The 19,990-nt window shown below is 68.1% G+C and carries 20 protein-coding genes; 14 read left to right on the top strand and 6 right to left on the bottom strand.

The window, feature by feature from the left end; all coding sequences use genetic code 11:
- The first annotated feature begins 148 nt into the window (after positions 1-148).
- Together QOM21_RS01940 and QOM21_RS01935 are read left to right on the top strand one after the other, a co-directional pair.
- Positions 149-823, top strand: a complete 675-nt coding sequence (locus tag QOM21_RS01940; protein ID WP_407547742.1) for a TetR/AcrR family transcriptional regulator — start codon at positions 149-151, stop codon at positions 821-823.
- A 26-nt stretch (positions 824-849) separates the two neighbouring features.
- Positions 850-2,055 (top strand): acyltransferase family protein, encoded by a 1,206-nt coding sequence (locus tag QOM21_RS01935; protein ID WP_407547741.1) that lies wholly within the window; start codon positions 850-852, stop codon positions 2,053-2,055.
- Between the two features lie 208 nt (positions 2,056-2,263).
- On the opposite strand, the gene QOM21_RS01930 is transcribed toward QOM21_RS01935, so the two are convergent.
- On the bottom strand, positions 2,264-2,908 hold the full coding sequence (locus QOM21_RS01930) for a hypothetical protein (RefSeq protein ID WP_407547740.1): 645 nt from the start codon (positions 2,906-2,908) through the stop codon (positions 2,264-2,266).
- Positions 2,909-3,216: 308 nt separating this feature from the next.
- Between QOM21_RS01930 and QOM21_RS01925 the strand changes: the two genes are divergently transcribed.
- Positions 3,217-3,504, top strand: coding sequence for a hypothetical protein (locus tag QOM21_RS01925; RefSeq protein WP_407547739.1), 288 nt, complete (start codon positions 3,217-3,219; stop codon positions 3,502-3,504).
- Positions 3,505-3,759: 255 nt separating this feature from the next.
- Here the strand turns inward: QOM21_RS01925 and QOM21_RS01920 are convergent, their stop codons facing one another.
- A complete protein-coding gene (locus tag QOM21_RS01920) occupies positions 3,760-4,212 on the bottom strand; it encodes an Lrp/AsnC family transcriptional regulator (RefSeq protein ID WP_407547738.1) in 453 nt (150 codons plus the stop codon).
- A 112-nt stretch (positions 4,213-4,324) separates the two neighbouring features.
- Between QOM21_RS01920 and QOM21_RS01915 the strand changes: the two genes are divergently transcribed.
- The 7 genes from QOM21_RS01915 to QOM21_RS01885 all read left to right on the top strand — a co-directional run bounded on the left by QOM21_RS01915 (position 4,325) and on the right by QOM21_RS01885 (position 9,763).
- The gene (locus tag QOM21_RS01915) at positions 4,325-4,942 is read left to right on the top strand and encodes a LysE family translocator (RefSeq protein ID WP_407547737.1); all 618 of its coding nucleotides are present in this window, start codon (positions 4,325-4,327) and stop codon (positions 4,940-4,942) included.
- Positions 4,943-4,974: 32 nt separating this feature from the next.
- The gene (locus QOM21_RS01910) at positions 4,975-5,433 is read left to right on the top strand and encodes a PaaI family thioesterase (RefSeq protein ID WP_407547736.1); all 459 of its coding nucleotides are present in this window, start codon (positions 4,975-4,977) and stop codon (positions 5,431-5,433) included.
- 210 nt (positions 5,434-5,643) lie between these two features.
- Positions 5,644-6,045 carry a PPOX class F420-dependent oxidoreductase gene (locus QOM21_RS01905; RefSeq protein ID WP_407547735.1) on the top strand — a complete coding sequence of 134 codons (402 nt, stop codon included), beginning with the start codon at positions 5,644-5,646 and terminating at the stop codon, positions 6,043-6,045.
- A gap of 300 nt (positions 6,046-6,345) precedes the next feature.
- Complete coding sequence (locus tag QOM21_RS01900; RefSeq protein WP_407547734.1) at positions 6,346-7,026, top strand: DUF899 family protein; 681 nt, start codon at positions 6,346-6,348, stop codon at positions 7,024-7,026.
- 231 nt (positions 7,027-7,257) lie between these two features.
- Positions 7,258-7,836, top strand: a complete 579-nt coding sequence (locus tag QOM21_RS01895; protein ID WP_407547733.1) for a dihydrofolate reductase family protein — start codon at positions 7,258-7,260, stop codon at positions 7,834-7,836.
- A gap of 435 nt (positions 7,837-8,271) precedes the next feature.
- Complete coding sequence (locus tag QOM21_RS01890; protein WP_407547732.1) at positions 8,272-8,784, top strand: hypothetical protein; 513 nt, start codon at positions 8,272-8,274, stop codon at positions 8,782-8,784.
- A gap of 19 nt (positions 8,785-8,803) precedes the next feature.
- Positions 8,804-9,763: a ribosome-inactivating family protein gene (locus tag QOM21_RS01885; RefSeq protein WP_407547731.1), complete on the top strand. Its 960-nt coding sequence runs from the start codon at positions 8,804-8,806 to the stop codon at positions 9,761-9,763.
- 245 nt (positions 9,764-10,008) lie between these two features.
- Here QOM21_RS01885 and QOM21_RS01880 read toward each other — a convergent pair whose 3' ends face one another.
- A complete protein-coding gene (locus QOM21_RS01880) occupies positions 10,009-10,875 on the bottom strand; it encodes a GNAT family N-acetyltransferase (protein WP_407547730.1) in 867 nt (288 codons plus the stop codon).
- 1,257 nt (positions 10,876-12,132) lie between these two features.
- On the opposite strand from QOM21_RS01880, the gene QOM21_RS01875 reads away from it, so the two are divergent.
- Both QOM21_RS01875 and QOM21_RS01870 read left to right on the top strand, forming a co-directional pair.
- Complete coding sequence (locus QOM21_RS01875) at positions 12,133-13,491, top strand: family 2 encapsulin nanocompartment cargo protein terpene cyclase (protein WP_407547729.1); 1,359 nt, start codon at positions 12,133-12,135, stop codon at positions 13,489-13,491.
- A gap of 15 nt (positions 13,492-13,506) precedes the next feature.
- Complete coding sequence (locus tag QOM21_RS01870) at positions 13,507-14,388, top strand: geranyl diphosphate 2-C-methyltransferase (RefSeq protein WP_407547728.1); 882 nt, start codon at positions 13,507-13,509, stop codon at positions 14,386-14,388.
- Positions 14,389-14,638: 250 nt separating this feature from the next.
- Here QOM21_RS01870 and QOM21_RS01865 read toward each other — a convergent pair whose 3' ends face one another.
- A complete protein-coding gene (locus QOM21_RS01865; protein ID WP_407547727.1) occupies positions 14,639-14,995 on the bottom strand; it encodes a hypothetical protein in 357 nt (118 codons plus the stop codon).
- A gap of 157 nt (positions 14,996-15,152) precedes the next feature.
- Positions 15,153-15,977: a hypothetical protein gene (locus QOM21_RS01860; RefSeq protein WP_407547726.1), complete on the bottom strand. Its 825-nt coding sequence runs from the start codon at positions 15,975-15,977 to the stop codon at positions 15,153-15,155.
- A gap of 360 nt (positions 15,978-16,337) precedes the next feature.
- Between QOM21_RS01860 and QOM21_RS01855 the strand changes: the two genes are divergently transcribed.
- The gene (locus QOM21_RS01855) at positions 16,338-16,745 is read left to right on the top strand and encodes a YciI family protein (RefSeq protein ID WP_407547725.1); all 408 of its coding nucleotides are present in this window, start codon (positions 16,338-16,340) and stop codon (positions 16,743-16,745) included.
- Positions 16,746-16,762: 17 nt separating this feature from the next.
- Positions 16,763-17,938 carry an RNA polymerase sigma factor gene (locus QOM21_RS01850; RefSeq protein WP_407555556.1) on the top strand — a complete coding sequence of 392 codons (1,176 nt, stop codon included), beginning with the start codon at positions 16,763-16,765 and terminating at the stop codon, positions 17,936-17,938.
- A 108-nt stretch (positions 17,939-18,046) separates the two neighbouring features.
- On the opposite strand, the gene QOM21_RS01845 is transcribed toward QOM21_RS01850, so the two are convergent.
- On the bottom strand, positions 18,047-19,717 hold the full coding sequence (locus QOM21_RS01845; RefSeq protein ID WP_407547724.1) for a hypothetical protein: 1,671 nt from the start codon (positions 19,715-19,717) through the stop codon (positions 18,047-18,049).
- Between the last annotated feature and the right edge of the window lie 273 nt (positions 19,718-19,990).

The following is a 19,990-nucleotide window of genomic DNA, read 5'->3' as shown; positions in this document are numbered from 1 at the left end:
CCGGCCAGCCCCCAGGGCGCGTCCGTTGGTGCTTGCCCGAGAACCCTGACTGCGCCGATGTGCTGAAGGCACCGACCGTCGTGGTGTCGGGAGCAGCTCAACACGGTTGATTTGGACAGCAGTTGTCCACTCGGCTAATATTTTGGCCATGCGGTCAAAAAATGGTCCGGGCGGCCAGTCCCGCGCCGGTAGCGGTAAGCAAGAATCGCCGGAGCCGGAGCGCTCGTTCATCGAGAAGGCGCGGCGTGCCCAGATCATCGACGCTGCCATCGACGCCATCGCGGTACGGGGGTTCGCGAAGGCGTCGATGGCGCAGATCGCCGAGCGGGCGGGGATCAGCAAGGGCGTGATCTCGTACCACTTCTCCGGCAAGGACGAGTTGATCGAGCAGGTCGTCGAGCAGGTCTACGAGGAGATCAGCGTCTTCGTCGGGGCCCGGCTGGAGGAGCAGGCCGGGGCGGCCGTGTGGCTGCGCGTCTACATCGAGTCCGTCGCCGAGTACATGCACGGCCACCGGACCCAGCTGGCTGCTCTCGGCGAGATCTTCAGCCACTTCCGCACCGCTGACGGAGCCCCGCGCTACGGCGTCGCCTCCAGCGAACCGCTCTACACCGCGTTGGAAATGGTCTTCCTGAAGGGTCAGGAAGAGGGCGAGTTCCGCACATTCGACGTGCGCGTCATGGCCGTCAGCCTCCAGGCCGGCATCGACAACATGTTCGCGTACTGGAGCGCCCACCCCGAACACGAACTCGGGTCCCACGCCCGCGAACTCGCCGGCATCTTCGAGCGCGCCACACGCGCGGAGCGCACCGGCCACCACTGAACTGCATCCAACGGGGGAGAACATTCATGACAGACGATCTGGATCGCACGGCCGTGAGGGCCGCGCCCGAGCCTGCCGCGGAGCAGCCGCAGCGCGCCCGGCTGCTCTACATCGACAATCTGCGTATTGCGCTGACGGCGCTCGTGGTGCTGCATCACACCGCCGTCACCTACGGCAACATACCCGCCTGGTACTACACCGAGCCCGCCAAGGACGGCTCCGGTCTGCTCCTGGACGTCTTCGTCATGTTCAACCAGGCGTTCTTCATGGGCTTCTTCTTCATGATTGCCGGCTACTTCACGCCGGCCTCCTACGACCGCAAGGGCGCACGGCCGTTCGTCCGCGACCGCCTCAAGCGGCTCGGCATACCCCTGCTTGCCTTCCTCCTGCTGATACGCCCTCTCACGGGCTTCAGCGGGTACGCCGACCTGCGGGCCACCTTCGCCGAGCGCGGCGAGTCCCTTCCCTACTGGCTCTACTACGTGCTGAGTTGGGATGCGGGACCTATGTGGTTCGTCGAGGTCCTTCTCGTCTTCGCGGTCGTCTACACCCTCGTCCGCCGCAGCCGTGCACGTCGTCATCCCGACCGCTTGGCGCAGACAAGCCGTGAGATGGTACGGGCGATGCGCCCCCCGCGGCCGCCGGCCATCATCCTCTTCACCATCGCCCTTGGGCTCGCCACCTACCTGTGGCGCTTCGTCGTACCCACCAGCACCTACGTCCCCTTCCTCGGCCTGCCCACCCCCAGCTTCATGCCGCAGTACGCGAGCTTCTTCGTTCTCGGCGTGCTCGCCCACCGTCGTGGCTGGGCACAATCCCTCTCGCGCGTCGCGGGCCGGGCGGGCTTCGCCGTCGCCACCGCGGCGACGCTCGTGTACCTACCCGTCGTCATCACCGCCAAGGAGAGCACGCTCGACGGGCACGGCACCTGGCAGTCGTTGGTCTCTGCCGCATGGGAGTCGACGTTCGCCATCGGTATGGTCCTCGGTCTCACCGTCCTCTTCCGCGAGCGTCTCAACCGGCAGGGACCCGCCGCCGGGTTCCTCTCCCGTCACGCCTTCGCCGTCTACCTCACTCACGCGGCTGTGCTCGTGGGGCTCGGGTTCGCCTTCCGCTGGCTGCACGCCCCGGCGGCCGCCAAATTCGCCCTCGTCGCCGCAGTGGCCCTGCCGCTGTGCTGGGCCGTCGCCTACGCCGTCCGCTCCCTTCCTCGCGCCGACCGGGTGCTGTAGCACCCCGCGCTCGAAACCGGACCTTGCCCCGACCTCAGTCGGGGCAAGGGCCGACGGCGGAGGCCGGGGCAAGGTCGCCACCACCCGCGCGGACAAGGGCATTTGGCGTCGCGGTCGCCCAGGTGGGCAGGACGCCCACGACCCTCTGACCGACCCGCATCACCGGGGCGTCATCGGACGATCGACAACCCCCGGGCAGCCGTTGCTCTCAGACCTCGGCCTTGGCCAACTCCTGCGGCTGCTCACTACCGGTCGATCCCGCCGAGGGCTCCGAATAGAAGACGGACCGACGCTGCTTCGTCCGCAGGGCCTGCCCCTTGGCCACGAGCCCTTCGAGGGTATTGCGCACCACCGTGACGGAGAACTCCCGGTCCGCATGTGCCTGCGCGAGGTCCGAGGTGACCTCAGCGGCGGAGCGGGCTTCGTGTTGCTCGGAGAGTCGCCGGGCGACGAGTTCCCGGAGTGTGGGCGCGCCCGCCTTACGCGCCGTTTTCGCAGGGCCCTTGCTCTGCTTTGTCTGCTTCGCCTTTGTCTGCTTCCCCTTCCCGGCGGCAGATTCCTCGGCGTCCTTCGGCTTTCGAGATCGGGGCAGCCGGGCCGTCTTCGCTGAACGGGGCGTGGCGGCAGGCGCCTGCCCGGCGTCGGCCTTCGGGGCGTCCGCCTCTGCCGCAAGCGCCTGCTCGATGCTTACCAATAGCACGCGGTCCTCCTCCAGCTTCAGTAGCTGACGCTGAAGGGATTCCACCTCGGAGGCGATACGTTCCTGCTCCTTGACGTTCCTCTCCAGGTCGCCGGCGACCTGGGAGGCGTACTGCGACTTGAGGTTGGTCTGGTCAGGGAGAGTTTCCGACATCACAGGTCTCCAGTTCGGGGTGTCCGCGGGTAGCTGTTCATGTGGAGGTCGGACGGGTCGAACCGCGGCAACCGGGCTCCACCTGGTTGAGTACGGACGACCCACCGACGTGTGCCAGCAAAGATGCCACAACTAGGTAGGTGCGCCTATCCCCACGCTGGATTGGCAAACCCCACTCGAACGTTGCGACGATTGCGGTAAGCACCGTCACCTCTTCGAGGTGATGGGTCGTTATATCCCTTTAGGCCGGGTGGAGTGATCGAGGCGGGTGTGGTGAAACCCGGTGATGGTCGGATCGTTACCAGGCCATGATCAAGAGCACAGTACGTGTCCTGGCCCTCGCCGCCGCATCCCTCGTCCTCTCTGCGGGAGCCGCGTCCGCCGCAGAACCGATGCCTCCCGCCCAGCACGACGCGGACGAATCCGCGCTCAGCAGCCAACGGAAGGCTGGCGCCGGGCACAACGAGAACGGCGGCTGGATGACTCCCGGAAATCCGGGCGACGGGCAGTTCCAGCCTGGTGGGGCGAGCAACGCGCCCGATCAGCCGGATCAGCCCGTCCTCATGCGAGTGATGGAGGACGTCCTCGGCCTCTGAGGCAGAGGCACGTCCAGACATTGCCCGATGCCTTGTGGGACCCGTTGGCCCCGCGCACTCACGTGCGAGTGACTCATGCCCGGTCCCGGACATGAGTCACTCGCACGAGTTTCTCCTGCCCTGGGGGCTACCTCAGTCGACTCGCAGGCCACTTCGTCGGGAGTTGACGATCCAGGTCTACCCGCCCGCCGGCCGCCCCCGTAGTACGAAGCGACCACACCGACCCCGAGCACGTAGCGCATGCAGGGGTGCCTGCTACTCGGGCAGCGGTCGCTCGTCGATGACGCTCTTCATGACGAGAGTGGAGGTCAGGCGCTGGACACCCGGCAGCTTGGCCAGCTGCTGGTCGTAGAGCTGCTGGTATGCGGTCAGGTCGGTGGTGGCGACGCGCAAGAGGTAGTCGGGTTCGCCGAAGAGGCGCTGGGCCTGGATGACGTGCGGAATGGCCGTCACGGCTTCTTCGAAGGTGGTGACGGTGTCACGGTCCTCCCAGCGCAGGGTGGCGAAGACGAGAGCTTCGAAGTTCAGACCGATCGCGGCCGGGTCGACGACGGCCCGATATCCGCGGATCGCCCCCTCCCGTTCGAGATCGCGCAGGCGGCGGTGGCAGGGCGAGACGCTCAGCTGCACCCGCGCCGCCAGTTCGGTCACCGTCAGGCGGCCGTCCAGCTGCAGCTCGGTAAGAATCTTCCGGTCCAGGGCATCCATGAGAAAGATTCTCCCCCAAGAGGCGCGATCTTGGAGAAAAGATAGAAACACTTTCGGGAAGATCGCACCTAATCTTCCCTCTCGAAGCAAGGAACGTGAGAGGGATCGATCGATGAATACGACGACGGTGGCGGCTTTCCTGGCAGTGGATCTGCTGCTGGTCTTCACCCCGGGCGCGGACTGGGCCTACGCGATCTCGGCAGGTCTGCGGGATCGGTCGGTCGTCCCGGCCGTCGCCGGGCTGATAGCCGGATACGCGGGATACACACTGCTCGCCGTGGCCGGTCTGGTGGTGATCGTGGCGAGTTCTGCCACCGTGCTCACCGCGCTGACCGCAGCCGGTGCCGTCTACCTCATGTGGCTGGGCTGCGGGGTCCTGCGCCGGCCGGCGACCCTGGGCGCGTCCACGGAGGCCATGTCCTCCTCGCGCGGGCGGATCATGCTCAAGGGCGCCGGGATAAGCGGTCTGAACCCCAAGGCGCTGCTGCTGTACTTCTCGCTGTTCCCGCAGTTCATCGACCCCGAGAGTGGCTGGCCGGTCGCCGCGCAGACGGGGCTGCTCGGCGCGTTCCACATGACCGCCTGCGCGTTTGTCTATCTCGCGGTCGGGGTGCTCGCCCGCACCGTGCTCAAGACCCGGCCGGCCGCGGCCCGGGCGGTCACGCGGGTCTCCGGTGCCATGATGATCGTCATCGGCGGGTTCTTGCTTGTCGAGCGCCTGGCCGCCTGACGAATACGCCTCACCCGTACGAAGGAGAGCATGTGGAAGCCCAGGCGCAGCCGGAACCGGCAAGCCCCGAGGTGCAACAGCGCATCCTGGCGAGCTTCGACCGCCAAGGGTTGATGGCCCACCTTGGCGCACGGATAACCCACATCGCGTCGGGCCGAGTGCACATCGTGCTCCCGGCCCGTACCGAAGTGACCCAGCAGCACGGCTATTTCCACGCCGGCGCCACCAGTGCCATCGCGGACAGCGCCGGCGGCTATGCCGCCTACACGCTGTTCCCCGAGGACAGCGAAGTCCTCACCGTCGAGTACAAGATCAACCTCCTTGCGCCGGCCGCCGGTGACCACATCGAAGCGGTCGGGACGGTCCTGAAGCCCGGACGCACTCTGACCGTGTGCCGACTGGAGGTGTTCGGCGTGCAGAGTGACGGCAAGCGGGAGCTCGTCGCCAATGGGCAGCAGACGCTGATCCGCGTGAACAGGCCCGAGAGGTGAACCGCAGTCTGCGTTGGCGTCTTGGCTGACCTGGTGGCAGGGCGGTTCCTGGACGGCTGACTCAGGTGAGGTGGATCGACTCCGCCGACCGTGTTCGATTGGTTGTATGGCTGAACAGGTGGATCCGTGTCCGGGGTGGGGGAGGGGCGGGCTCCCTGCCGTGGCTACGGTGGCACGAGCACCCCACCGAACCACCCCTGGAGAACCCCTGTGCCCGTATCCCTCGGCGAGGACCTAGTGGCGCTGCTGCGCCGCCCCAGCACCTGCTACATCGCGACGACGATGCCCGACGGCTCGCCCCAGCTCACCCAGACATGGGTCGACACCGACGGCGAGCACGTCCTGATCAACAGCGTTGAGGCGCATCAAAAGACCCGAAACATCGCGCGCGACCCGCGGGTGGCCGTCGCGGTCGCCGACCCCTCGGAGCCGGCCTCCTACGTCCAGATCCGCGGCCGTGTGGTGCGCGTGACCAAGGAGGGAGCGGTCGACCACATCGAGACGCTCGCGCAGAAGTATCTCGGCGGGCCCTACCCGTGGTTCGGCGGCCGGGACCAGGTCCGAGTGATCTATGTGATCCAGCCCGACCGGATCAGCAGTCCCCGCGGCTGACGAAGGCCGACCTGAATCGAGACCTGGCGTCCCGACCAGCGCCCGAGAGCAGGACCGCGAGGGAGTTCAGGCCGGGCTGCCGTCGTTGTCCTGCCCCGCTGCCTGCCGGCAGGCCACCCGACGGTCGCCCCGCGACACCACCTGACAGCGCATGACAGCGTGTTCGGTGAATCCTGGTGATCCGTACGAGTGCACTGCCAGGCCCTCTCCGTTTCGCTGCCCGACGAGCCATGTGCGCAGGCATATGGTGCTCGACCAGAGCAGATGGTGGCCACCCACAGCAGCTAGGCCGGGGAAGCGATGCGTCAGACCAATCTCACCGGGGAGTCGGCCGAATACGTCAGCGCCCGCGAGGAGCTGCGGCAAGCCGAGATCGACCTGATGCACCGCCGCGAACGCGTCGCCGATCTGCGCCGTCGGTTGCCGATGGGCCCTGTCGTCGATGACTACGTGCTCCAGGAGGGCCCTGCTGATCTGCAGGCCGGTGATGCGCCGACGGGGACGGTGCGCCTGAGCGAACTCTTCACCCGGCCTGGGCGTGACCTGATCGTCTACCACTTCATGTATGGCAAGCAGAACACCGATCCGTGCCCCATGTGCACCATGTGGCTGGATGGGCTCAACGGCGTGGCGCACCACATCGCGCAGAACGCCGCCCTCGCGGTCGTCGCGGCGGCCGACCTGCCCTCGCTGCGCGCGCACGCCAGGAACCGTAAGTGGACGAATCTGCGTCTGCTCAGCGCCGGTTCCAGCACTTTCAAGTACGACCTGGGCAGCGAGGACGCCGAGGGCAATCAGGACTCGACGGTGTCTGTCTTCACCCGTGACGACAGCGGGTCGGTGCGCCACTTCTACTCGGTGCACCCGCGGATGTCCGACGACATCGACCAGCGAGGCATCGACCTGTACAGCCCGGTCTGGCACCTCCTCGACCTCACCCGCTCAGGCCGAGGCAACTGGATCGCCGGGCTCAGCTACTGAGGGTGTGTCCGCGAGAGAGGCGACTGGTGCCTGCCGCCCGCGTTCTTGGGCTTGCCGTGCTGGAACGCCCGCCACGCCGATCACGATGACTTCCCACCTCCTTGGCCGTCGTCTTGCGCCGGGGGTCGCATCCGGCGCGGCCGGATTCCAGGAATCCAAGACCGATGAGTTTCGCCGTGGTTGCCCGTCTGTATCCCCAACAAGCGATCAATCGCATTCGAGGAGAGCATCATGACCGCCACATACACGTTCGATGTCTTTTCCAGCCTCGACGGCTTCGGCGCCGCCGGCGACAACTGGACCGGCTACTGGGGCAAGCAAGGTCCCGAGCTTCTCGACCACCGCCTCGCCCTGTACGACGAGGAGCAGCGGATGGTCTTCGGGGCCAATACGTATCGGCTGTTCGCGCGGATGCTGGCGGAGAGCACCGAGGAGTCCGAGGTGCGTGATCCCTGGGTCACGCGGATGAGGAGCCTGCCGACAACGGTGGTGTCGACCACGTTGGAAGGGCCCCTCGACTGGCCGGATGGGAACGTCGTGAGCGGCGATGCCGTCGATGCCGTCGCTCGGCTCAAGGAGGAGTCCGAGGTGCCGTTGCGCTCGCACGGCAGCCTGTCGATGAACCGGGCGCTGATGGCCGCCGGTCTGGTCGACCGCGTCCAGGTGACGCTCTTCCCGGTGATCACCGGCCAGACCGGGCTGGACCCGATCTTCCGGGGTGCGGCCGACTTCGACCTCGAACTGATCGAGCGCCGGACACTCGACGGCCACATCCAAGAGCTCATCTACCGACCCACCCTGCACGCCTGAGGCCGTCCATGTACCCCACCACGTCGAGCAGCCGAGCCTGACGGAGCCGGCCGGTGAAGGCGGCCGGCGGTGCCCGCGTTCGTCATCACACCAGGCCGGCGGAGCGATGCCTCAGAGCTGACCCCGGTCCTCGAACACATCCGTGTCATACGTCCGGTCGGCCTCTGGCTTCGGCCGTGCCCCGCCGGACAGCCACAGTCGTCGCGGAGCCCGAGGGGCCACGCCCAAGGCTCCTCGGCCGTATGCCTGCCAACCGTGAAGCCTCGCGTTGAGCAGCCGTCAATGGAACGTTGATGGCGGCTCCCTAGCGTTCTCCGTGCATCGATCTTCGATCAACGGCGAGGTGAAGCACGCATGTTGTTACGCACGCGAGGCAAGGGAAAGGTCTCTTCCTTATACGCCTGGGCGAAGGTGCCCAGGCGGCGGACCGCGGTCATGGCCGGGTTGCTCGCGAGTGTGTCCGTGGTGGCGCTGGGGACGGCTTCCGCGGCGTCGCCGGGTGCGGGGGAGCCGACGAAGGCCGCTGCGCAGGGCGCTCCGGCGGCCGACTCGACGCGTGAGCACTGGCAGCCGCCGACGGCCCGGAGCGCCGGCCCCGAGGACCCGAAGCCGGGCGAGATCAACACCGACTACCTGATCAGTGAGGTATCGCCGGCACAGTTCAGGGGCTACTGGTACCAGTCCCACGTCAAGGGGGTCAGTGTCACCTGGGTGGCGCCCTCGGGACGAGACCCGTACAACGGCTGGGACTGGATCGAGATCCAGGACAGCAACGGCAAGCGCGTCACGTGGGACTGGGCCTGCGGCAACGCCAACTGCGGCGCGTACGGCTCGACGCTGATCGATGCGAACCTGACGAAGGGCGCGGAGTACAAGGCCCTTTACTACAGCGACGGGGGCCGAGTCACCAAGGGCCAGCTGCGGGCCGAGTTCAAGTTCTGGGCCTGACGTGGGAGACGCAGCAGAGATGACGCGAGGGGTTGAACGGTCCGAACGCAGGCCGGTAAAGCGGCGGTTGGTCAGCGCGGCGGTAGTGGTTTCGGTGCTGGCGGGCACGCTGGGCGCGGGAGAGGCGGTCACCTACGGCGCACCGGCCCGTCCCGGACACGACCAGAGCGCCCGAGCCCAGCCCCAGGCGCAGCCGAGGGCGGTGACGGACGACGAGGATTTCGCCGACCTCTACACCCGTACGGTCGCGAACGTCCGCAGCGCGATGCTGGGAGAGCAGAGCGTCCGACGGCCCGGCGCCGGCCACCTGATCCAGAACCCCGACCCCGAGGTCATGCAGACGATCAACCTCGGACGGTTCACCGAGGACGAGTTCATCCTGGGCCGCATGGTCCGCGGAGTCTTCCGCCGGTCCGACAACTATCTGCTCGGGTTCTACGTGGAGAACAGGGAAGCGACCAGCCGCGTCCTCTACACGTTCACCGAGCAGGTGGACGGCCGCACGCGGGACATGGTCCCGGGCAACCTGTTTCCGCGCGTCCGCAGGGAGCACTTCGGCTGGGGCGTCAACTACCGGAATCTCCCCGCCACCACCGTCAGCCGGAGCCGCCTGCGGGAGGCGGTGCTCGCCATCTACCATCACGACCCGAACACGAGCACCCACACGCTGGAGGCCGGAGTCCAGACGCTGGCCGTGGCACTGGCCGAAGGGGCGCGGTTCCAGGCGATTCCTGCGCAGATCGCCCAGGCGATCCGGGGCAGGACGGCCTGGACCGTGGGGACCCACGAGGACGAGATCTTGAGCTGGAACCAGCGATCCGGGGTCATCCTTCGCGCACGCGCCGCCGACCCGACCGGCAATGGCGAGGTGTGGCAGCAGCGCCGTGACTACGAGTGGAACGGGGCCCATGTGCTGCTGACCGCGCTGGATCTGGCCCGCCGGCTCTACCTGATCAAGCCGCCGACCAGGAAGAGCTGATCCTCAGAGCGCCACAGAAGACGCTCACCGGGAGCGTCCGCCGCCGTGCTCCACCGGGTGCTGGAGGAGGCACTGCTGCCACTGCGCCAGTGCCTCGGTGCCGCCCCCCGCGTTCCCTATGGCCGACGACGAGAGCGTCGTCGGCCATAGGGAACGCCGCGTGGTCCACCACCCACACTTGGGTACCGATCACCGGGCACAGCCTGCTGGGCAGGCCGGTTCGTCACTGGCCTTTCCGGCAGGCCCTAGGCGCCCCGGTACAGGTCCCGGACCTCGGGGAGTTGCTGGAAGCCGGCTGACTTGTAGGTGGCGACGGCGCCGACGTTGGAGCTCGGGGTGCAGACGATCGCGCTCGACGAGCCCAGCTCCTGGAGTGCGGTCGCAGCGGCGAGGGTGATCGCCTCGCCGTAGCCGTGACGGCGGTGTTCCCGGTGCACGCCCATCGGTTCGAGCAACCCGGGCTTATCCGGGCCGGCCGACCACACCGTCACCGCTGCCACCGCGTTGCCCTGGTCGTCGTAAGCGACCAGACAACGGGCGTCGGCGAAGGGCGATCCGGCCGCCATCGCGTGCCAGCGCTCGTCCGTGAATCTCGAACCGTCGAAGGCTGCCCGTTGTACGGCGGTAAAGGCGTGTGCCCGTTCCGGCCCGACCACCTTGATCCGCACGCCTGGGTCCTTCACCGGTTCCGTGAGATCGCGGCGCAGCGGCGTCCACGGCTCGTCGGATTTCCAGCCGTCCTCGGAGAGCAGCTCCCGGACCAGGGCACCCGACGGGGCCTCGATGTTCGCCTTCCCCACGGGCAGCACGCCGCGATCCGGCTCGGTCACGTCCTCGACCAACCGCTGCGCCAGCTCCTCTTCCCGCTGAGCGTCCGGCGCGATGGTCAGCCGCAACAGACCGGGACCGTCCAGCAGTCCGACGGCGAGAATTCGTCCGTCCCGCCGCCACGTCCTGACCGCCGCGGCGGTTGCTCCCGCGCCCCACCGCCAGAACCAGCCCAGGTCCCCCGGATGCAGTTGCATCGGCGCCTCCTCGTACTGCCACTCCCGCAGCACGCCCCATGCTTCGCTCAGCCCGTCGACTCCCGGCTCACTCAACGCAATCGCCATACCCCGGATCACACACCACAGCATCGACAGTCCGCACCTGAGTTCCGGCCGGCTGGCGGGCTGCGGGCTCAATTGAGGCTGCGGGAAGGCAGTCGTTGAGCGACGAGCCACGCCCTCAGCTGATGGCTGTGCGTCTTCGTCGCGTGTGTGACGCGATGCCTGCCGAGCGGCGTGGATCCCCGCCGAGCGGCGTGGGGGGCCCTGCGGCAGGTACGGGTGGGCCGCATGGTGCCTGTGTTTGATGAGTTTGCTGAGACGTCAACTCGTATTGGTGGTACCGGAGGTGGGGCCGGGATGGGTGATCGAGCCGCGCGGCAAACGTACTCGTGAGCAGCGTGTCCGAATGCCATCGGTTGTTCGGATAAACACCGCGCAGAGCAAGATCACTGCATCGAAGTAACTCCAATGGAGGATGGGGCGATCAGGTCGTTTCGACCGTTACTGTTCCCGTTATCTGAATGGATTCCCGGAGATTCGCCCTGTTTCTGCTCCCTCTTTCATCGGTTGGCGCCGTGTACGCCGACCAAGCACCCTCGCGAAGGAGAGCTCGCTCGATGACCGCTGAGACCAGCCCGCAGGCGCAGCTGGAGCCGCCTCGGCAGCCCGGTTCGAGCACCGCTGTCGGCTGCAACCTCGCTACCGCGACCAAGGTTGCACGAGCTGAGCAGCAACCGGGATGGCGCCTTTCGTCGCAACGCCGGCGCCATACAGCGGATTTGGCCCCCTGCCGCCCCGCCGGTTGCAGACCGGCCAGACGAGCTGTTCCGCCGCCGACACGGCGCAGAACTCTTCCTCGTCCTTCCCAGGGCGGCGGCTGCGGCCACCGGGCCTGAGTTCAACGCCCGCGGGCCGGACGGGAGCCACATCGACCACGGCGGGCGGCCAGGCGCCCGGCAGGGCGCGGGATTCCGGTCCTGCCCTGTGAACAGGACCCCATCAGCGCAAGGAGCGCACCAGCTCGGTCCTCGCATGCGAACCGGCGAGCGGCCCGTCGGAGGAGCACGAATCAGCCCTGGGGGAGCGCTTCATGGGCATCGGACAGCAGGCGATCAGTTCAGTCCGGTCGGCAGTTGCCGATTCGCCGCCCTTTTCCCTCTTCGTCCCCGATGCGTTCGGCGTGCTGGAGAACGTGCGAATCGTCCGCAGGCACGACCGGAGAACCCGTCCGACGGCCACGACGGGCCCGGACCTTCCCGGATCCCGGGTGAGCCCGCGATGGACCTGAGACAGCCCACCCACCTCACCAAGGAGTTACGGATGCCCGATCCTGGGTCTTCCCCTCTGCAGTCGAGTCTGCCTTCCACTGCGGCCCGCGGGGCCCATACCCCCCGCGCCGAAGGAGTCGAAGCTGACGTCGCCGCCCGGCCCGCCCTGCCTTCCTTTCCGGGCCCGCCCTCCGCCGTTCCCGCTCCCGCGCCTGCCGTGGAGACCGTTCCCACAGACGCAGCCGTGCCCGACGAAGGACCAGGTGGGGACCTGGTCGCTGAGCATGTGGGGGAGAGCGCTGCCGCGGTGAGGCAGTCGAACCCTGTGCTGGAGCGGATCCTGCGTGGCCCCAGCGGTCTGGGCACGACGGGCCTGCACCTGGCCCGGCCCGACGAGCTTCCCGTCTCTCCGGAACTCGCGACGCCGGCCGAGGGCACACCGATCCCCGGTCTCTACTACCACCCGATCCCGAAGCCGGACGCGGCGCGGGTGGAGGAGGTCAGCCGCAGAATCAAGGCATGGGCGGTGGACGAGGTCCACGCGTATCCGCCGGAGTGGGAAGACCAGTTCGACGGCTTCTCCGTCGGCCGCTACATGGTCGCCTGCCACCCGGACGCACCCACCATCGACCACCTGATGATCGCCACACGGCTGATGGTCGCCGAGAACGCGGTCGACGACTGCTACTGCGAGGACCACGGCGGCTCACCCATCGGCCTCGGCAGCCGCCTCCTGCTGGCGCACACCGCTCTCGACCCGCTGCACACCACGAAGGAGTACGAGCCGGACTGGATCGCCTCGCTCCAGTCGGACGCCCCTCGGCGTGCCTACCACTCCGCCATGGACTACTTCTGCCGGCAAGCCACGCCCTCCCAGGCAGACCGGTATCGGCACGACATGGCCCGTCTGCACCTGGGCTACCTCGCCGAGGCCGCCTGGGCCCAGACGGACGACGTGCCCGAGGTGTGGGAGTACCTGGCGATGCGCCAGTTCAACAACTTCCGCCCCTGCCCCACCATCACCGACACCGTCGGCGGCTACGAACTGCCGGCGGACCTGCACGCGCAGCCCGCCATGCAGCGGGTCATCGCGCTGGCGGGCAATGCCACCACCATCGTCAACGACCTGTACTCCTACACCAAGGAACTCAAGAGCCCCGGCAAGCACCTGAACCTGCCCGTGGTGATCGCCGAAAGTGAGGGCATCTCCGACCGGGATGCCTATCTCAAGGCGGTCGAGGTCCACAACGACCTCATGCACGACTTCGAAGCCGAAGCCGCCGCCTTGGCCGCCGCCTGCCCCGCCCCGAGCGTGCTGCGCTTCCTGCGGGGGGTGGCCGTATGGGTCGACGGCAACCACTACTGGCACCAGACCAACACCTACCGATACAGCCTGCCCGACTTCTGGTAAGGACGGAAATTTACTGTGACCAGCACTGACACCACCACCCGCAACACCTCTGCCTTCGTCCCCTCCCAGACCTCCCCCTACCAGGGGGACATCGCCCGCTACTGGGACCAGGAGGCCAGGCCCGTCAACCTGCGCCTCGGCGACGTGGACGGCCTCTACCACCACCACTACGGCATCGGCGACGTCGATCACTCCGCCTTGGGGGACGCCGCCGACAGCGAGTACGAGAAGAGGCTGATCGCCGAGCTTCACCGCCTGGAGTCGGCGCAGGCCGAGGTCCTCCTGGACCACCTCGGCGCCATCGGGCGTGACGACACACTCATGGACGCCGGCTGTGGCCGGGGCGGTTCGATGGTCATGGCCCACCAGCGATTCGGATGCAACGTCGAAGGCGTCACCCTGTCGGCCAAGCAGGCCGACTTCGCCAACCGTCGCGCCCACGAGCTCGGCATCGATGATCACGTCCGCGCCCGCGTGTGCAACATGCTCGACACGCCGTTCGCCACGGGACAGGCCGCGGCCTCGTGGAACAACGAGTCGAGCATGTACGTCGATCTGCACGACCTCTTCGCCGAGCACTCCCGAGTCCTCGAGGTCGGCGGGCGCTACGTGACCATCACCGGTTGCTGGAACCCGCGTTACGGCCAGCCCTCGAAGTGGGTCTCCCAGATCAACGCACACTTCGAGTGCAACATTCACTCCCGCCGCGAGTACCTGCGTGCCATGGCCGACAACCGTCTCGTACCGCAGACCGTCATCGACCTGACCCCTGCGACGCTGCCTTACTGGGAGCTGCGTGCCACCTCGTCTCTGGTCACCGGGATCGAGGAGGCGTTCATCAACTCGTACAAGGACGGCTCTTTCCAGTACGTGCTGATCGCAGCCGACCGCGTCTGAGTGACCAGCAACCGGCAAAGCGCGCCTGAGAACCGCGAGTTGCCGGGCTGAAGACCCTGCTTGGTGCCCGTCCCGCCGGAGTTTGCAGCATGCCGGCGGGGCGGGCGCGCGTCGCGGGAGTGGGCGCTTACCGCCGGGAGCGTCGGCCAGGAATCTGCAGTGCTCCTGGCCGACGTGGCGTGCGGCCCGGTTTGCGGGCCCTGCGGGTCGATGTTCGGCGCAGGACCCGGTGCCGAGAGGGCCGAGAACGTCACCCGCCCGCTTGGCGCACGACGTGGACGGGGGTGGAAGACGCCGTCCGGTCGCCCACTTGGAAGCTGAGGCCGGTGTCTCCCGCGGGGGCGCTGTCGGTGGCCGTGACCGCCACCCACGCCCTGGACGTCGCGTCCCCGCCTGCCAGGGCCAGGTCGACATCGGCGAACGTGAGGGTCTGGCCGTCCGCGGACGGCATCCCCGGGTAGATGTTCATGGTCCCGTCAGCGCTCTGGACGGTCAGCTGGTAACCGGGATTGCCCTCGGCGACGAACCGGAGCCCTGCTCCCCGAGGGAGGCTGACGCGGACGTTCTGCCGCGGGACCGTGCCGTCGGAGGCCGCGTCCAGTCGCACACCCGGGTAGCCGATGCTGCCGGCGGGCGCGAGCGTGACATCAGGGGCCCTCCCGGCGAGACCGTGAAAACGGTGCCGCGGGGTGCGGTGTAGCGGTAGTAGTCACTGCCGAGCTGGAACGCGTCCTCGGGGTTGGCCGGGTCCCAGCTGAGCTTGCTCACCTCGTCGTCGGCGTCCACCGACTGCGGCCAGACCAGGAAGCGGTAGTACCCGGGGCTGTCGCCCGTCTCCCGCAGATTGATGCGGCCGAGCAGCACCTTGTGCTCCGTCCCGCTGCCCTTGTGGCCCACCAAGTTCTCCAGCTTTTTCGGGGTGGGAGTGTGGGAGGAGGCGGTGCCGTCCTCGTGCACCAGCTGGTAGTAGACACAGTCGCTGTGGTTGCTCTCGACGCCCGATTCGCCCTGCGCGGGTTGACGAGGTCGACGATGAACCTGTCCTCGATGAGGCCGTTGTCCGAGACGCAGCCGAAGCCGGCCTGGCTGTTGGGTTTTCCGCCCCAGCCGGTGTCGTAGGGCAGGCGGACGAAGGGACGCCCGACCATCCGGCCATCACCTTCCCGCCGCCAGTTCGGCACGAGCACCTCGATCTTCGGGTAGGCGTTGCGGACCGTGCCGTCGTCGAGTGTGACCTCCACCCGGATCGTGTAGGTGTGGCTGCAGGCGGGGCGGGGGTCGGCGTCGACGTTGAGATCGCCGCGGAGGGTGAGGGTGATGACGTCGGTGTCGGCGAGGAAGGTGGTGTCGATGCCGCCGCGCCCACGCTCGACCTTGGTGGCGGCGATCATGTCGGGCTTGTCAGTGCCTTGGTAGGAGTACTTCACCGCCTTGATCCGCACGCCCATCGGGACGCGGATCCGGCCGTCGTAGCGGAACTCGGAGTCCCACGTCGCGAAGCGGTTCGCATGGCCGAGAGTCTCGATGCCCGTCCCTTCCGGGTCCGAGCTCGCCTGGCTGTCGTTCTGGTCTGCAACGGCGGTCGTCATGCACGTCTCCTTCGTGCCGGGACCAGGCCGGGGGCCGACGGCGCAGAGGTGGCCCGTACACGGAGGAACGGCCCATGCCTGGGGAACTTGCCAAGAGAGAGGCTTGCCGCGGACCTCACCGTGAACCGATAGACCGCTCATGTGAGTTACGAAAGGTGATGAGTCCGTCCCACTGAAGGGGCGCCTGTGTCGCCAGGCCGCCAATGAGAGCAGGCGGGGGCGCTTCGCTGCGTCGCCGGCCAGGGGCAGCTACGGAAGCTGAAAAAAATCTTGGTCGGTGATGTCGAGAACGCGTGATGGGCTCCGTCCCCGGGGTGAACGTGACAAAAATAGGTCGCACCAGCATCGAGGAGAATCACCATGGCCAAGTACTTGCTGCTCAAGCACTACCGCGGCGCTCCGGCTTCGTTCAACGACGTGCCGATGGACAAGTGGACGCCGGAGGAGATCTCGGCCCACGTGCAGTACATGCAGGACTTCGCGGACCGGCTGGAGAAGACCGGCGAGTTCGTCGACGGTCAGGCGCTCGCGCCCGAAGGGTCGTGGGTGCGGTACGACGGTGAGGGGCGCCCGCCGGTCACCGACGGCCCGTTCGCCGAGACCAAGGACCTCATCGCCGGCTGGATGGTGATCGACGTCGACAGCTACGAGCGGGCCGTGGAACTGGCCGGGGAACTGTCGGCCGCCCCCGGAAAGGGCGGGAAGCCGATCCACGAGTGGCTTGAGCTGCGCCCCTTCCTGACCGCGCCGCCCACCGTCACGGAGTGACCTCTCAGGTGACCGAGATGAACGAGGCCCTGATCAGGAGCCTCACGCCGAGTGTGCTCGCCGTCCTCGTCCGCCGCGGAGCCGATTTCGCGGCGGCCGAGGACGCCGTGCAGGACGCGCTGATCGAGGCGGTCCGCGTCTGGCCGGACGACCCTCCGCGGGATGCGAAGGGCTGGCTGGTCACCGTCGCCTGGCGCCGGTTCCTCGACGCGACCCGGGCGGACGCCGCCCGGCGTCGGCGTGAGGACCGCATCGACGAGGAGCCGGCGCCAGGCCCGGCGACCGCGGTGGATGACACGCTCCAGCTCTACTTCCTGTGCGCCCACCCCTCTCTCACGCCCTCGTCCGCCGTCGCGCTCACGCTGCGCGCCGTCGGCGGGCTGACCACCCGGCAGATCGCCCGGGCCTACCTGGTGCCCGAGGCGACCATGGCGCAGCGCATCAGCCGCGCCAAGCGCACCGTCTCCGGTGTGCGATTCGACCGGCCCGGCGACGTCGCCACGGTGCTGCGCGTCCTCTACCTGGTCTTCAACGAGGGCTACTCCGGCGATGTCGACCTCGCCGCCGAGGCCATCCGGCTCACCCGGCAGCTCGCGGCCGCGATCGACCACCCCGAAGTGGCGGGGCTGCTCGCTCTCATGCTGCTCCACCACGCCCGGCGCGCGTCCCGGACCGCCCCCGACGGCAGTTTGGTGCCGCTGGCCGAGCAGGATCGTGGTCGGTGGGACACCGAGTCGATCGCCGAGGGCGTCGTGATCCTGCAGACGGCCCTTGCCCGCGACCGGCTGGGCGAGTTCCAGGCGCAAGCCGCCATCGCGGCCCTCCACGCAGACGCGCCCACCGCCGAGGAGACCGACTGGGTGCAGATCGTCGAGTGGTACGACGAGCTGGCGCGTCTGACCGACAGCCCGGTGGTACGGCTCAACCGCGCAGTGGCCGTCGGCGAGGCCGACGGTCCGCGTGCCGGGCTGGCGGCGCTAGCGGAGCTGGACGCCTCCTCCCCGAACTCTTCGGGCAGGGGAGACTCCATCCCCCGCCATACCGCGGTGGCGGCGTACCTCCACGAGCGGGACGGCGACCTTGCGACGGCGGCACGGCTGTACGCCGAGGCGGCTCAGAAGGCACCCAACCTCGCCGAGCGTGATTACCTGACGCGCCAGGCCGCCCGGCTCAACGCCGGCCCGGGCCGCTGACGGGCCGCGCTCGGATCTCCCGCAGCGCTTCGTGTGGCCTCGTGGCTGCCGCCGCGAGTGGGGCGGGGGGGGGAGGAGGCCAGGAGACTGGCTTCCAGGGCTGCGGGTTCAGTCGGAGCAGCAGCCGTTCGCGCTCGCGGTGTCGAGGCGGCAGAAGCATGACGCCTCGACGGGGACGTCCGCGAGTGCGGTGGCGATGGTGAGCTGCTGGGCGATGATGTCGGCTTCTCCCGTCCTGCCGAGCCGCACGAGGCATTCGTGGAAGCCGTGAAGGGCCCAGACGTTTCCCGGATGCTGCAATGGCCTGGGCAGGGTGTCGTCGAGTCCTAGGTCGGCCCGGTAGACCGCCTCCGCTTCTTCGACCCGGTTCTGTTCCAGCAGGAGCGCCCCGTAGGCGTGGCGGGTCGGCTGCATCCACCCCCACGGTTCGTCGTAGGGCAGGTTGTCGTCGAGCTCGATGGAGCGCTCCAGGGAAGCGAACGCCGCGTCGTACTCGCCCTTTCGGTATGCCAGTTCGCCGTCGAGCATGGCGGAGGCGATCGCCAGGATGTCCCGGCACGTGTTGTTGAACAGCATCCGCGTCTCGGGAACCCGTCCGGCCGAGCGCCGGAACAGGTCTCGCTCGGCCTCTGCCTCGGCGATCACGCCCGTGGCGGAGTACGCCACTGCGCGCGCGTAGTGCAGCATCGCCGAGGTGACGCAGTACAGCTCCGGATCGGAGGGCATCGGCTGCGCGAGGATGTCTGCCCACCGGCCGAAACGGATCAGCACGTGCACCCGCATGGCGAGGAAGCCCTCCAACCAGTCGGCCATGGGCGGGCTCTCCACGCGCAGCAGTTCCTCAGGGATGGACGCTTCGAGCTGCGCGGCCGTCGCCAGCGCCGTCCCGGCCTGGCCCAGGAACATCGCGCCGTAGATCTTGAAGTGGTAGTTGTGCGAGCGGTACAGCGTGTAGAAGTTCATCGCGCCGGCCCGCCGCAGGTACTTCTCGTCGGCCCTGATCGCGTCGCTGTTGCCCGACACGACACGTCGGTAGTCGCCGCACAGCACATCCAGGTGCGAGGGCATGTGGTGCAGATGGCCTGCGTCCGGGACCAGTCCTCGCAGCCGGTCGGCGAGGGAAAGGGCCTTCTCCGGCGTCGGCGACATCTCCATCAAGTGGATGTACATGTGCAGTACGCCCGGGTGATCGGTGCCCGTCTCGGCCGCCAGCGCGCGGTCGAGGACGTCCTTCGCCTCCATGGTCCGCGCGCCGACGGCGGGCTCGCCCGTGCGGAGGTCCCAGAGCTGCCACGGAGTGAGGTTCATCAACGCGTCCGCGTAGAGGGTGGCGATGTCCCGATCGTCGGGTGCGAGCTCGTGAACGGCGCGCATGGCATCGGCATAGGGCGCGTTCCAGACGGAGCAGTCCTCCGCGGCTTGTGAGGCCGGATAGCGCTCGCGCAACGCCTCGATGAGGGCGCGCTCGGTCGGCGTGGCCCCGCCGCTCAGCGCATGGGCCCGTTCGACGGCGGCGTGCGTCCGTTCCACTGTGCGCTGCAGATCGGCGTCGTCGAAGAACTCCCAGGGCTTGTTGTAGTTGGGGCCCATGGCGTACGCGACACCCCAGTACGCCATGGCGCAGTCCGGATCAGCTGCCGCCGCCGCTTCGAAGCAGGTGACCGCCTCCTCGTGATTGAACGCGTAGCTCCATACGAGGCCCCGGTCGAACCAGAGCTGCGCTTCCGGTGAACGGGTCGATACGGGCCGGGTGAAGGGCCCGAGGTCGAAGTAGTCCATGAGGATCTCCTGCAGAGGATGCGACTCGACGACAGTCGGCGTCCGGCGCACAGCTGCCGACCGAGGTTTTTGCGATGGGCTTCCGCGTTGACGGACGGGGCATTCGCCGCGGCGCCTTCTGCCTGCCTTCAGAGGGCGCGGACCAGTCGTCCCCAGCCTATTTCCGTGATCACTGACGGCCTAGCACCACATGAGCCTCATTCCGTGTTGTCAGCACGTGCGAAGCACTGCGGGCCACGGCCCTCGTCACTGCGGCTGTGCCGATGAGGGCGC

Origin of the sequence: Streptomyces sp. Pv4-95, assembly GCF_045782725.1 — a bacterium.
Classification (GTDB): Bacteria; Actinomycetota; Actinomycetes; order Streptomycetales; family Streptomycetaceae; genus Streptomyces.
This window is presented reverse-complemented; position numbering and strand designations above follow the sequence as displayed.